This window comes from Streptomyces sp. NPDC127098, from assembly GCF_042722465.1.
In the GTDB taxonomy this organism is placed as follows: domain Bacteria; phylum Actinomycetota; class Actinomycetes; order Streptomycetales; family Streptomycetaceae; genus Streptomyces; species Streptomyces millisiae.
In genome coordinates, this window is the sequence record NZ_JBHXFJ010000003.1 from 235,453 (window position 1) to 248,215 (window position 12,763).

11 protein-coding genes are annotated in these 12,763 nt (G+C 74.3%); 8 read left to right on the top strand and 3 right to left on the bottom strand.

The genetic code is table 11. The features are described 5' to 3' along the window. The first annotated feature begins 18 nt into the window (after positions 1-18). The 6 genes from ACFWI8_RS03990 to ACFWI8_RS04015 all read left to right on the top strand — a co-directional run bounded on the left by ACFWI8_RS03990 (position 19) and on the right by ACFWI8_RS04015 (position 6,932). Positions 19-3,168, top strand: a complete 3,150-nt coding sequence (locus ACFWI8_RS03990) for a sacsin N-terminal ATP-binding-like domain-containing protein (RefSeq protein ID WP_387085240.1) — start codon at positions 19-21, stop codon at positions 3,166-3,168. Between the two features lie 110 nt (positions 3,169-3,278). After that, positions 3,279-4,115, top strand: coding sequence for an endo alpha-1,4 polygalactosaminidase (locus tag ACFWI8_RS03995; protein WP_387085242.1), 837 nt, complete (start codon positions 3,279-3,281; stop codon positions 4,113-4,115). A gap of 134 nt (positions 4,116-4,249) precedes the next feature. Further along, a complete protein-coding gene (locus tag ACFWI8_RS04000; RefSeq protein WP_387085244.1) occupies positions 4,250-4,654 on the top strand; it encodes a GntR family transcriptional regulator in 405 nt (134 codons plus the stop codon). A 17-nt stretch (positions 4,655-4,671) separates the two neighbouring features. Beyond that, entirely contained in the window at positions 4,672-5,568 is an 897-nt protein-coding gene (locus ACFWI8_RS04005; protein WP_387085245.1) for an ABC transporter ATP-binding protein, read from the top strand. Continuing rightward, positions 5,565-6,533: an ABC transporter permease gene (locus tag ACFWI8_RS04010; RefSeq protein ID WP_387085247.1), complete on the top strand. Its 969-nt coding sequence runs from the start codon at positions 5,565-5,567 to the stop codon at positions 6,531-6,533. The genes ACFWI8_RS04005 and ACFWI8_RS04010 overlap by 4 nt, the downstream gene beginning before the upstream one ends. A gap of 72 nt (positions 6,534-6,605) precedes the next feature. Further along, positions 6,606-6,932, top strand: coding sequence for an antibiotic biosynthesis monooxygenase (locus tag ACFWI8_RS04015; RefSeq protein ID WP_311600135.1), 327 nt, complete (start codon positions 6,606-6,608; stop codon positions 6,930-6,932). Here the strand turns inward: ACFWI8_RS04015 and ACFWI8_RS04020 are convergent. Next, positions 6,823-9,234: an HAD-IC family P-type ATPase gene (locus tag ACFWI8_RS04020; RefSeq protein ID WP_387085250.1), complete on the bottom strand. Its 2,412-nt coding sequence runs from the start codon at positions 9,232-9,234 to the stop codon at positions 6,823-6,825. The genes ACFWI8_RS04015 and ACFWI8_RS04020 overlap by 110 nt on opposite strands. 27 nt (positions 9,235-9,261) lie before the next feature. Further along, entirely contained in the window at positions 9,262-9,552 is a 291-nt protein-coding gene (locus ACFWI8_RS04025) for a DUF2530 domain-containing protein (protein WP_387085252.1), read from the bottom strand. 137 nt (positions 9,553-9,689) lie between these two features. Between ACFWI8_RS04025 and ACFWI8_RS04030 the strand changes: the two genes are divergently transcribed. Both ACFWI8_RS04030 and ACFWI8_RS04035 read left to right on the top strand, forming a co-directional pair. Next, on the top strand, positions 9,690-10,133 hold the full coding sequence (locus ACFWI8_RS04030) for a MarR family transcriptional regulator (RefSeq protein ID WP_311600139.1): 444 nt from the start codon (positions 9,690-9,692) through the stop codon (positions 10,131-10,133). A gap of 94 nt (positions 10,134-10,227) precedes the next feature. Continuing rightward, positions 10,228-11,565 (top strand): MFS transporter, encoded by a 1,338-nt coding sequence (locus ACFWI8_RS04035; RefSeq protein WP_387085255.1) that lies wholly within the window; start codon positions 10,228-10,230, stop codon positions 11,563-11,565. A 610-nt stretch (positions 11,566-12,175) separates the two neighbouring features. Here ACFWI8_RS04035 and ACFWI8_RS04040 read toward each other — a convergent pair. Further along, the gene (locus ACFWI8_RS04040; RefSeq protein ID WP_387085258.1) at positions 12,176-12,703 is read right to left on the bottom strand and encodes a GNAT family N-acetyltransferase; all 528 of its coding nucleotides are present in this window, start codon (positions 12,701-12,703) and stop codon (positions 12,176-12,178) included. Between the last annotated feature and the right edge of the window lie 60 nt (positions 12,704-12,763).

A 12,763-nucleotide genomic window follows, 5' to 3' on the forward strand; every position in this document is an offset into this window, starting at 1 on the left:
ACCCGGTACTGTCGCCCCGTGACCACCGACCACCACGCCGACCCCGCCGACCCGTTCGGTACCGCGCGGCTGCGGCATGGCGTCCTGACCGCCTGGGCGGCCTCACCCGCCCGTTTCCGGGAGGACGCCAACGCCGAGGAGGACCTGGCCCGCGGCGGCTACCGCGACCGGCTCGTCATCGAGCTCGCGCAGAACGCGGCGGACGCCGCGGCCCGCGCCGGCACGCCGGGCCGGCTGCGCCTGACCCTCCGGGACGGCGTGCTGACCGTCGCCAACACCGGCGCCTCGCTCGACGCGGCGGGCGTGGAGTCGCTGTCCACGCTGCGCGCCTCGGCGAAGCGTGAGCAGTCGAGCGGCGTGGGCCGGTTCGGCGTCGGTTTCGCCGCCGTGCTGGCCGTGAGCGACGCGCCCGCGATCGCCGGCGCGGCCGGCGCCGTCCGCTGGTCGCTCGGCGAGGCCGGTGAGCTCGCGCGCGCCACCGGCGCGGACAGCCCGCGGTTGCTTGCGGAGTTGGACCGCAGGGCCGGCCAGCGGCACGCGGTCCCGCTGCTGCGGTTGCCGTTCCCGTTGCCGGCGGGCGAGCCCGGCGCGGCGGTCCCGGACGGCTTCGACACGGCCGTCACCCTGCCGCTGCGGGACGCGGCGGCCGAGGACCTGGCCACCCGGCTGCTCGACGCGGTCGACGACACGCTGCTGCTCACCCTGCCGGGCCTGGTCGAGGTCGCGGTGGAGACGCCGGGCGGCACCCGCACCCTGACGCGCCGCCAGTTCGGGCCCTACACACAGATCACCGAGGAGCCGGGCCCGGCCGGGCTCGCGGTGCGCGCCACCCGGTGGCGGGTCTCGCAGGACAGCGGCGAGGCCAAGCCCGAGCTGTTCGCGGACCGGCCGATCGAGGAGCGCGACCGGCGCCACTGGTCCGTCACCTGGGCGGTGCCGGTGGACGCGGAGGGCGCCCCGGCCGCGCCCAACAGCCCCGCCGTGGTGCACGCCCCGACGCCGACGGACGACGCGCTCGGCCTGCCCGCGCTGCTGATCGCCAGCTTCCCGCTGGAGCCGACCCGCCGCCATGTGGCGCCGGGGCCGCTCACCGACTTCCTGCTCGACCGGGCCGCCGAGGCGTATGCGGCGCTGCTCGCCGACTGGCGTCCGGTCACCGGCGACATCCTCGGCCTGGTGCCGGGGCCGTTGGGCCGCGGCGAGTTGGACGGCAGGCTGCGCGCGGCGCTGCTCGACCGGCTGCCCGGCACGGCGTTCCTGCCGCGCGCCGCGGCCCCGGCCGCCGAGGCCGGGGAGGGCGAGGAGGAGGGGGCCGTCGCGCTGCGCCCCAGGGACGCGGAGCTGGTGGAGCGGGCCGGCGCCGAGACGGTGGCGGTGCTCGCCGAGCTGTTCCCGCAGCTGCTGCCCGCCGGTCTCGAGCGGCGCCCCGAGCTGCGGGTGCTCGAGGTGGCGCGGGTCTCGCTCGGCGAGGTGATCGACCGGCTGGCGGGCGTGGAGCGGCCGCCCGGCTGGTGGGCGCGGCTCTACGAGTCGCTGGCCGGCGTCGACCCGGACCTGCTGACGGGCCTCCCGGTGCCGCTGGCGGACGGCGGCACCACCATCGGGCCGCGCCGCGCGCTGCTGCCGGTGCCCGGCACGGACGCGGCGGATCTCGGCCGGCTCGGGCTCAAGGTGGTGCATCCGGAGGCGGCCCACCCGCTGTTGGAGAAGCTGGGCGCGAGCCCGGCCACGCCGCGCGCCGTGCTGGTCACCCCGCAGGTGCGGTCGGCCGTGGCGGCCTCCGCCGACGCCGAGGTGTGGGACGAGGACGCGATCCCGCCGGAGGAGCTGGCCGATCTGGTGCTCGGGCTGGCGCGGGACGCGGAGCTGGCGCCCGGCGAGGAGCCCTGGCTGGCCGCCCTGGCCCTTCCCGACGAGGACGGCGAGCTGAGCCCGGCCGCCGATCTCGTGCTGCCCGGCAGCCCGTTCGCGGAGCTCATCGAGCCGGGCGAGCTGGCCGCCGTCGACCCGGAGCTCGCCGAGCGGTGGGGCGAGCAGCCGCTGACGGCGGTCGGGGTGCAGGGCGACTTCGTGCTGATACGGGCCACCGATGTCGTCCTCGACCCGGACGAGCTGGGGGAGGACCGGGACGTCGGCTATCCGGAGCCGGACAACCTGGGGCTGCTTGAGGCCGTCGACGTCTGGTGCGAGGACGTCCTGGACGCCCTGCCGGACGCCGATCTGCCGCCGGTGGCGGCCGAGGTGGTCGCCATCCGGGACCTGGATCTGGTCGCGGACGACCAGTGGCCGCGTGCCCTGGCGCTGTTCTCCCGCGCCCCCTACCGGGAGGCGTTGACGACGCCCGTGCGGGTGCGGATGCCGGACGGCTCGGTCGAGCTGGCCCGCCCCTACAGCGCCTGGTGGCTGCGCGGCGCCCCGGTGCTCGACGGTCGGGAGCCGGTGGGCCTGCGCTCGGCGGACGGGGACCCGCTGCTGGCCGGCCTCTACGAGGACGCGGACACCGCCGACGCCGACGAGGCCGTGCTGCACGCGCTGGGCGTGCGCACCACGGCCCGGGCGCTGCTCGCGGAGCCGGGCGGCGCGGCCGAGCTGCTGAGCCGGCTCGTCGACCCGGAGTCGACGGTGGTCCCGGCCCAGCTGCACGGCCTGTACGCGCTGCTGGCCGACCTCGATCCGGCCGACGTCACCCTGCCCGACGAGCTGTGCGCGGTGGTGGACGGCTCGGTCGCGGTGGTGCCGGTGGCCGAGGCGCTGGTGGCGGACGCGCCCGACCTGTTGCCGCTGGCCGCCGGCCGGGCCCTGCTGCCGGTGCCGCCGGAGCGTGCCGCCGCGCTGGCCGCCGTGCTGGACGTGCGCCCGCTGAGCGTCGCGCTGCCCGCGCCGGCCCCGGAGGGCGGCACCCGCCGCGACACCCCCGAGGCGGCGCACGCCCTGCTGGGCCCCGACACCCCGCCCGACTACGTGGAGCACGACGAACTGGTCGTCGACGGCGTGGAGGTGGAGTGGCGTCTCACGCCGGACGGCACGCTGCACGCCGCCACCTTCGAGGGCCTGGCGGCCGGCCTGGCCTGGGCCACCGGCCAGTGGCCGCGCCGTTTCGAGCTCGCCGCCCTGCTGGAGGACCCGTCCCGGGCCGAGGAGCTGGAGACCGCCCGATGGTTCGACTGAGCGGGCGCCTGGCGGCGGGCCTGGCCCGGCCACGCGGCGGTGGCATCGTCGTTCCCTCCCCGCCACGCCGCTGCCCGGCCCGTCCAGGCTGAGGAGTTGGAGATCGCCCGATGACACGACTCACCCGCATGGCCGCGCCGCTGGCAGTGCTGCCGTTACTGTTCGCCTGCTCCGCCGGTTCCGCCGACGCGGACGGCTCTTCGTCGCCCTCGGGCGACGAGGCGGCCGTCAGCTCGGAGTTGTGGACGCCGGAGCCCGGCACCGACTGGCAGTGGCAGCTCATCGGCGAGGTGGACACCTCGGTCGACGTCCCGGTCTACGACATCGACGGCTTCGAGAACGACGCCGCCGTGGTCGAGGAGCTGCACGCGCGGGACGTGCGGGTGATCTGCTACATCAGCGCCGGCGCCTGGGAGGACTTCCGTCCCGACGCCGACGAGTTCCCCGAGGAGATCCTGGGCGAGCCCAACGGCTGGCCGGGCGAGCGCTGGCTGGACGTCCGCGCGTTGGACGTGCTGGAGCCGATCATGGCCGAGCGCTTCGACATGTGCGCGGACAAGGGCTTCGACGCGGTCGAGCCGGACAACATGGACGCCTACGCCAACGACAGCGGCTTCGACATCACCGCGGAGGACCAGCTGGCCTTCAACCGCATGATCGCGGACCTGGCCCACGCGCGGGGCCTCTCGGTCGGCCTGAAGAACGACCTGGACCAGATCCCGGAGCTCGTCGACGACTACGACTTCGCGGTCAACGAGCAGTGCTTCGAGTGGGACGAGTGCGAGGCGCTGACCCCGTTCGTCGAGGCGGGCAAGGCCGTCTTCCACGCCGAGTACAACGTGCCGACCGAGGAGTTCTGCCCCACCACCACGGCGCTCCGCCTGAGCTCGCTGCTGAAGAACCTGGACCTGGACGTGTGGCGCGAGACCTGCCCGGCGGCGGCGTGACGTAGCCGGGCCGGGCGGCCCCCGGCGGCGGGGGCCGTCGTCGGGGCCGCCGTCGTGCCGATTCTCGGAGACGATTGACATCGGGCACGCCCACGCCCACGCTGTCTTACTGTCATAGGACAATAGGAGAACCGGTGATCGAGTTCGTGCTCGACGGTCGCTCGAAGGTGGCCACCTACATGCAGTTGGTGCTCCAGGTGAAGCAGGCGCTCCGCGTCGGCATCGCCCGGCCTGGGGACCAACTGCCCAAGGTGCGTGAGGTGGCCAGGACGCTTGCGATCAACCCGAACACGGTCCTCAAGGCGTACCGCGAACTGGAGTTGGAGGGCCTGGCCGAGGGCCGGCCGGGGGTCGGCACCTTTCTGGTGGGGACCCTCGCCGGCGACTCGCTGGCCCATCAGGCCCAGCTGCGCGAGGAGTTGGTGGAGTGGCTGCGCAGGGCCGAGGCCGCCGGGCTCGGCCGCGAGGACATCGCGGCGCTGATCGACACCACGCTGCGGTCCGCCCTCGGTCGCCCGGTTCCCGACGACACTCCATGAACCCAGTGGGAGCACAGATGACGGAAGACGCCCGCGACACGGCGTTGGAGATGGACGCGGTGGGCAAACGCCACGGCCGCGCCTGGGCGTTGCGCGACTGCTCGCTGCGGCTGCCGGCCGGCCGGATCGCCGCGCTGGTCGGACCGAACGGCGCCGGCAAGTCCACCCTGCTGCACCTGGCCGTCGGCCTGTCGCGCCCCGACGCCGGCCACGTCCGCGTCTTCGGCCGCGACCCGCGTGGCGACACCGACACCCTGGCCGAGATCGGCTTCGTCGCGCAGGACACCCCGCTCTACCGGGAGTTCACCGCCGACGAGCTGATCACCATGGGCGCCAGGCTCAACCGCCGCTGGGACGCGGACCTCGTCCGCGACCGACTGGCCGCCGTCTCCATACCGACCGGCAAGCCCGTCGGGAGTCTCTCCGGCGGCCAGCGCGCCCAGGTCGCCCTGGGACTCGCGCTGGCCAAGCGGCCCCGGCTGCTGCTGCTCGACGAGCCGGCCGCCGCCCTCGACCCGCTGGCCCGCCACGAGTTCATGGGCGCCCTGATGGACGCGGTCGCCGAGACCGGCACCACCGTGCTGCTCTCCTCCCACCTGCTCGCCGACCTGGAGCGGGTCTGCGACCACCTGGTCCTGCTCCAGACCGCGCACGTCCAACTCACCGGCGCCGTCGACGAGCTGCTCGCCGAGCACCGCACCCTCGTCGGCCCGCGCACCGACCGCCCGGAGGCCGTCCCCGGTGTCCGGAACGTGGTCCGCGCCAGCCACACCGACCGGCAGACCACCCTGCTGGCCCGCACCACCGGCGCCGGACCGGCCGACCCCGCCTGGTCCGCGCACGAGGTCTCCCTGGAGGACCTCGTCCTCGCCTACCTCGGCGCCGCCGACACCCGCGCGGGGGTGGCCGCGTGATCTGGCTGACCTGGCGCCAACACCGCAGGCAACTCCTCTACATGGCCCTGGCGTTGCTCGCGCTCGCCGCCCTGATGGTGCCCACCGGGCTGCGCATGCACGACTCCTTCGAGGAGTCTGGGCTCGCCGACTGCCTCGACGCCCTCGGCACCGACGTGCTCGTCTCCGGCGGGGCCGACACCTGCGACGCGCTGCGCCGCCAGTTCACCGACGAGTTCAACAGCCTGACCATGGTGGCCATCCTCTTCATGGTGCTGCCGCTGCTCGTCGGCCTCTTCCTCGGCGCTCCGCTGGTCTCCCGCGAACTCGAACACGGCACCCACCGCCTCGTCTGGACCCAGGGCGTCAGCCGACGCCGCTGGGCCCTCACCAAGCTCGGGCTGCTCGGTGCCGTCACCATCCCACTCGCCGTGGCGTACGCGCTCGGCGTCACCTGGTGGTTCGGGCCCATGGCGGCCAACGGCACCGGACGCCTCGCCTACGGCTTCTTCGACGTCCAGGGCGTCGTGCCCGTCGGCTACACGCTCTTCGCCCTCGCGCTCGGCACCTTCGCCGGCACCGTGACCCGCCGCGTCATGCCCGCCATGGCCCTCACCCTCGGCGGCTTCGTCGCCGTCCGGCTGTTCGTCGAGCTCGGGCTGCGGCCCCACTACCTGCCGGCCGAGGAACTGACCTACAGCACCACCGGCGGTGAGTGGCTCAACCCGGCCGCCGCCAGCTGGGTCTACGAGAGCGGCGTCCGGAACGCCGACGGCGAACTCGTCAGCACCGGCCTGATCGGCTGCCCGCCGCACGACCCGGAGTGCCTGGACCGGGGCGGCGTCGAACCCGGCTCCTCCAACTGGCAGCTCTACCAGCCAGGCGACCGCTTCTGGCCCTTCCAGTTCATCGAGACCGGCGTCTTCCTCGCCCTGACCGCGCTCCTCTGCTACCTCGCGGTACGGCGCATCCGCCGCCTTACCTGAGCCGTCGCGGCGCCGCACGCGGCCCGGCGCGACCAACCGGGATCGCGGTGTGACGGACCGTAGAATCCGGGCATGTCGAACGAGTCGAACGTGATCGAACTGGCCCGGTTCCGGATCCTGGAGGGGGCCGAGCGGCTGCTGGTCAGCGAGCGGCCGCGGATGGTCGAGGCGTTGCACCGGCGGTTTCCCGGGTGTCTGGCGGCGTATCTCACCAGGGAGGACGACGGCGGATGGCTGGACGTGATCGTGTGGCGGAGCCGGGCGGAGGCCGAGGAGGCGGCGCGGATGATCACGACGATCCCGGAGTGCGCCGCCTGGTTCGGCCATATCTCCGAGTCAGGCGGGATCCGGCACGTCGAGGTGGTCGACGCCTGGTCGGCCACGGGTGCCGGTAGCTGAGCTCGATCAGCGCACCGGCGGCGACCGCCGCCGCCACCGCCGTCCAGGGCAGCAGCAGGCCGGCCAGGCGGAGGGCGAAGAAGTGCTGGAGGCCGGGGACCAGCAGGACCAGCGCGAAGGCGGCCGCCATCGCGGCGATGAGCAGGATCCGCCAGCCGGTCAGCGGGCGGGCGATGATGCCGAGCACCCACAGCGCGATCAGGAACAGCGTCAGCGTGGCGGCGCTGGTCTCGGCCTCCCTGGTGGCGGCGCCGGCGCCGTAGTGGGCGCGGGCGAGGAGGTAGACGCCGATGGTGGCGGCGCCGGCGATCAGGCCGAACGGGACGGACAGCCGCAGCACGCGGGGGACGAAGCCGGCGCGGGCGCGGGCCGTGTTGGGGGCGAGGGCGAGGAAGAACGCGGGCACGCCGATGGTCAGCGTGGACAGCAGGGTGAGGTGGCGGGGGAGGAAGGGGTAGGGGACGGCGGTGGCGATGACGACGACGGCGAGGACCACCGAGTAGACGGTCTTGGTGAGGAAGAGGGTCGCGACCCGTTCGATGTTGCCGATGACCCGGCGGCCCTCGGCGACGACCGACGGCAGGGTGGCGAAGCTGTTGTTCAGCAGCACGATCTGCGCCACCGCCCGGGCCGCGGCCGACCCGGAGCCCATCGAGACGCCGATGTCCGCGTCCTTGAGGGCCAGCACGTCGTTGACGCCGTCGCCGGTCATCGCGACCGTGTGACCGCCGGCCCGCAGGCCGCCGACCATCTCGCGCTTCTGCTGCGGGGTGACGCGGCCGAAGACGGTGGCGCGCTCCAGGTCCTCCGGGGTGAGGTCGCGGGCGTCGACGGCCTCGCCGGGACCGGCGCCCGGCAGGTCCAGCTTGGCGGCGACGGCGCCGACCGAGACCGCGTTGTCGCCCGAGACGACCTTGGCCGCGACGCCCTGCTCCGCGAAGTAGCGCAGCGTGTCGCCGGCGTCGGGCCGCAGCCGCTGTTCGAGGATGACGAGGGCCGCGGGCGTGACGTCGGCGGGGGCGGCGTCGAGCGGGCGCGCCGAGCCGGCGAGCAGCAGGACGCGCAGCCCGGCCGCGTTGAGCCGTTCGATATCCACAAGCTGTGGATGACCTGACGGCAGCAGCACGTCGGGTGCGCCGAGCAGCCAGACCGACTCCCGGCCGTCCGGCGCGGTGAGCGCCGCGCCCGCGTACTTGCGGGCCGAGGAGAAGGGCAGGGTGTCGACGGCGCGCCAGCCGTCGGGCGGCGGGTAGGCGTCGATGACGGCCCGCAGGCTGGCGTTGGGGCGCGGGTCCGCCGCGCCGAGGGCGCCGAGCACCTCGCCGGCGAGCCGCCGCGCCGTGTCGCCGAGCGGGCGCAGCTCGGCCACGTCCATGCCGCCCTCGGTGAGGGTGCCGGTCTTGTCGAGGCAGACGACGTCGACCCGGGCCAGGCCCTCGATGGCCGGCAGCTCCTGCACCAGGCAGAGCCGCCGGCCGAGCCGGACGACGCCAATGGCGAAGGCGACGGACGTCAGCAGCACGAGGCCCTCGGGGACCATCACCACGATGCCGGCCACCGCGCGGCGGATCGCGCCGAAGGTGTCGGTCCTGTTGAAGACCACCAGCTGGCTGACGACCAGGCCGACGCCGGCCGGCACCATCACCGTCAGGCAGATCCGCAGCATGCGCTGGATGCCGTTGCGCAGCTCGGAGTTGACGAGGGTGAAGCGGGTGGCCTCCTCGGCGAGCCGCGCCGCGTACGCCTCCCGGCCCACCCTGGTGGCCTGGAACGCCCCGCCGCCGGCGGACACGAAGCTGCCGGAGAGCACCCGGTCGCCCGGGCGCTTGAGGACCGGGTCGTTCTCGCCGGTGAGCAGCGACTCGTCGATCTCCAGGCCGTCCGCCTCGACGACGCGGCCGTCCACCACCACCTTGTCGCCGGGGCCGAGCTCGATCAGGTCGTCGAGCACGATCTCGGAGGTGGGGACGGCGCGCGGCTCGCCGTCGCGGCGCACGGTCGGGCGGGCCTCGCCGACGACGGCCAGGCTGTCCAGGGTCCGCTTGGCGCGCAGCTCCTGCACGATGCCGATCAGCGTGTTGGCCACCACGACGAAGCCGAAGAGCGCGTCCTGGATCGGGCCGACGACGAGGATGATCGCGAAGAGCGTCCCCATGATCCCGTTGAAGAGGGTGAGGACGTTGGCCCGGACGATCTCCCGCACCGGGCGGGAGGAACGCGCCGGTACGTCGTTGACCCGACCGCGCCGGACGCGCTCCGCGACCTCGGCCGCCGTGAGGCCGCCCGCCGGCGTCTGCGTCATGTTCCGACGGTACGGCGGGGCGTGGCCTCAGTCCTGCGGAGTGGTCTCCCGGGGGGTGTCGGCGGCCGCGCGGGCGGCCCGCAGGCCGGCCTCGCGGCGACGGACGAGCAGCAGGCCGAGCAGCCCGAGGCCGACGCCGGCCGCGCAGGACCAGAGCCACCGGGTGTGCCCGTGGTCCGCGTACCAGGAGTAGAACGGCAGCTGGGCGACGAACAACACGGCCCAGACGACGGTGCCCACGGTGATGGTGGCCACCACGTTGCCCTCGAGGGGCTCGGGAGCCTCCCGCTTGCCCTTGGTCAAGTCACCCCAGCGCATGGGGTCAGGGTAGCCGGCCGGTCCCTACCCGCTGGTACGGGTGTGACGTCTCACTCCAATGGACGCAAGGGAATGGACCCGAGCCTGTGATCGTCATATATTTCGTTAGGCAAGCTAATGAGCAACGGCGGTGACGCATGCCCCACGCGATGATGGACGACCCCGACGACGCCGAGGCGGTGAACACGCTCCGCATGGGCGTGTTGCGGCTGTCCCGCCGGCTGCGTCACCTCGGTGTCGACCACACGCTGAGCCTGGCCGAGCTGTCCGCGCTCGGCACGCTCTCCCGCTGCGGCGCCATGACCCCGGGGGAGCTCGCCCGCAAGGAGCACGTTCAGCCGCCGTCGATGACGCGGATCATCGCGCTGCTCCAGGAGCGCCATCTGGTGCGCCTGGAACCCCACCCCGAGGACCGCCGGCAGAAGCTCGTGGCCACCACCGACCAGGCGGCCGAGATGCTCGAGTCGAGCCGCCACCAGCGCAACGCCTGGCTGGCCAAGCTGATCGAGGAGCTCGACGAGGAGGAGTGGGCGGCGCTCCGCGAGGCGGCGCCCGTGCTGCACAAACTCGCGCACCTCTAGCCGCCCGGCCGCCCCCGGCCCTCACCCCCAGGAGACCATCCCCCACCCACGCACCGACGCACGATAGGAACCACAGCACGAAGGAGTGTTCCCCTTGAGTCCGGGACCCGGAGCCGACTCCGCACCCGCACCCACGACGACCGACAAGATATCCACCTTCAGTTCCTTCCGGGTCCGCAACTACCGGATCCACTTCCTGGGCTCCGCCGTCTCCAACATCGGGACGTGGATGCAGCGCATCGCCCAGGACTGGCTGGTGCACGAGCTGACCGACTCGGCCGCCGCGGTCGGCATCACCATGGCGCTGCAGTTCCTGCCGTTCCTGCTCTTCGGCCTCTACGGCGGCGTGCTCGCCGACCGCTTTGACAAGCGGCGGCTGCTGATCTGCACCCAGGCCGCGCTGGGCGTCACCGGCGTCCTGCTGGCGGTGCTGACGCTCAGCGGCGTGGTCGAGGTCTGGCACGTCTACGCGCTCTCGTTCGCGGTGGGCCTGGCGACCGTGGTGGACAACCCGGCCCGCCAGACCTTCGTCTCCGACATGGTCGGCCCGGGGCTGCTGCGCAACGCGGTCTCGCTCAACTCCGCCAACTTCCAGTCCGCGCGGCTCGTCGGCCCGGCCGTGGCCGGCGTCGTGATCACCTCGGTGGGCTCCGGCTGGGCCTTCCTCTACAACGGGCTCTCCTTCATCGCCCCGATCGTCGGCCTCTGCCTGATGCGGACCTCGGAGCTCATGCCCGTGGAGCGGGTGCCGCGCAGCAAGGGCCAGCTGCGCGAGGGCCTGCGGTACGTGGGCGGCAGACCCGACCTGCTGTGGATGATCGTGCTGGTCGGCTTCATCGGCACGTTCGGCTTCAACGCGGCGATCTGGCTGGTCGCGTTCACCGACCGGGTCTTCGACTCGGGAGCCGGCACCTACGGCCTGCTCAACTCGGTGATGGCGGCGGGCTCGGTCTCCGGCGCGCTGCTGGCGGCGCGGCGCGGCAGCCGGCGGATGCGGTTCACGGTGGCGGCGGGCGCGGCGTTCGGCCTGGCGTTGATGGTGGCGGCGCTGTCGCCGGTGTTCTGGCTGTTCGCGGTGTTGATGTTCCCGGTCGGCCTGGCCGCGCTGATGTTCCAGGTGACGGCGAACTCCAGCATCCAGGTGGCCAGCGACCCGGCCATGCGGGGCCGGGTGATCAGCCTCTTCATGATGGTGTTCGTGGGCGGCACGCCGATCGGCGGGCCGATGATGGGCTGGCTGACGGACGAGTTCGGCGCCCGGATCGGCATGATCGCGGGCGGCGCGATCTGCCTGGGCTCGGCGGTGGGCGTGGCCCTCGTCCTGGCCAGGATCGGTGGCCTCCGCCTCCAGATCACCCTCCGCGACGGCCGCCGCCGCGTCGCCCTCGTCCCCCGCGAAGTCCCGGCCATCCCGAGCGCGAGAGCGGCCTGACGGCCGCAGCGTGGGCGGCTCCTGACGGCCGCAGCGTAGGCGACGACCGGTGGCGCGGACCGCGCGCCCGCGCGCCCGCGCTTGCGCGCGGGAGCCGGCCGCGCGACGCGTCGGCGGGGCGACGGCTCCGCGCCGTCAGGCGGTGTATCTGCGCGCCGCAGGCGCGGAGTGCGCTCGCGCGCGGCGCCGGCCGACACGGCCGACGTTCCGCCGCGCCGGTGGCGCGGAGCGCGCAGCGCGCATCTGTTCCGGCTCGGCCGGCGTGTTAGCGGTGCGTTCCGCCGCCGGCGGGGCGTGGGCCGCGCTTGCGTGCGTGGCCGGTGGGCGGCGGCTCCGCGCCGTCAGGCGGTGCGTGGTCGCGCCGGTGGCGCGGAGCGCGCACCCGGCGCGGCCGGCGTGCTGCCTACCAACACGACCGGCAGGCGGGGCATGGCCGCCGGACCGCCCGCCCGCCCGCCCGCGCCGCGCGGGGCGGGGCGGGGCGGGGCGCGGCATCGGCTCGCGCCGTCGGGCGCGGCGCACGCCGCGCCTCACGCCCGCGCCGCAGGCGCGCACGTACGCGTCGCGCCTTACGGCGTTCCCCGCCGCGCGCAGCGCGGTACGCGGCGCGTCAGAGCCGGTCGTCGGTGAGGACTCGTTGGGCGAGGAGTTGGCCCGGCCAGTCGCCGACGGTGAAGGTGGTGACGGGGGTGAAGCCCTGGCTTCGGTAGTAGGCGACGAGGCGGCCGTCGTCGCCGGCGTAGCAGTCGACGCGGACGAGGTCGATCCGCTGGCGGCGGGCCTCGGCCACGGCGTGGGCCAGGAGCGCCGCGCCGACGCCGTGGCCCTTGAAGCGGCGGTCGGTGACCAGCAGGTGGACGTAGACCTCCGGCTCGTCGACCGGGTCGACGTACGCCGTCGGCTCGGGGGTGAGCGTGACGACGCCGGCCGGTTCGCCGTCCAGCTCGGCGATCCAGGGGGTGCCCGAGGCGACGATCTCCCGGACCCGGGCGACCGCCTTGGGACGGGTGGACCACGGTTCGGTGCCCCACTGGCCGGTGCGGCCCAGGGACGCCAGCCACGCCACGGCGCCGTCCAGCATCGCCAGGATCAGGGGGACGTCCTCGGGGCCGCCGGCCCGCATCCGTATCTCGCTCATGGAGGCGGATACTAGAGGGTGTGAATGCCAGGAGCAGGAGCCGGATCGTGACGGCGGCGT

Bases quoted from the DNA above. Each gene is read 5' to 3' on its own strand.
- ACFWI8_RS04040 (WP_387085258.1), bottom strand. From the start codon at position 12,703: ATGAGCGAGATACGGATGCGGGCCGGCGGCCCCGAGGACGTCCCCCTG.
- ACFWI8_RS03995 (WP_387085242.1), top strand. From the start codon at position 3,279: ATGACACGACTCACCCGCATGGCCGCGCCGCTGGCAGTGCTGCCGTTA.
- ACFWI8_RS04025 (WP_387085252.1), bottom strand. From the start codon at position 9,552: ATGCGCTGGGGTGACTTGACCAAGGGCAAGCGGGAGGCTCCCGAGCCC.
- ACFWI8_RS04020 (WP_387085250.1), bottom strand. From the start codon at position 9,234: ATGACGCAGACGCCGGCGGGCGGCCTCACGGCGGCCGAGGTCGCGGAG.
- ACFWI8_RS04015 (WP_311600135.1), top strand. From the start codon at position 6,606: ATGTCGAACGAGTCGAACGTGATCGAACTGGCCCGGTTCCGGATCCTG.
- ACFWI8_RS04005 (WP_387085245.1), top strand. From the start codon at position 4,672: ATGACGGAAGACGCCCGCGACACGGCGTTGGAGATGGACGCGGTGGGC.
- ACFWI8_RS04030 (WP_311600139.1), top strand. From the start codon at position 9,690: ATGCCCCACGCGATGATGGACGACCCCGACGACGCCGAGGCGGTGAAC.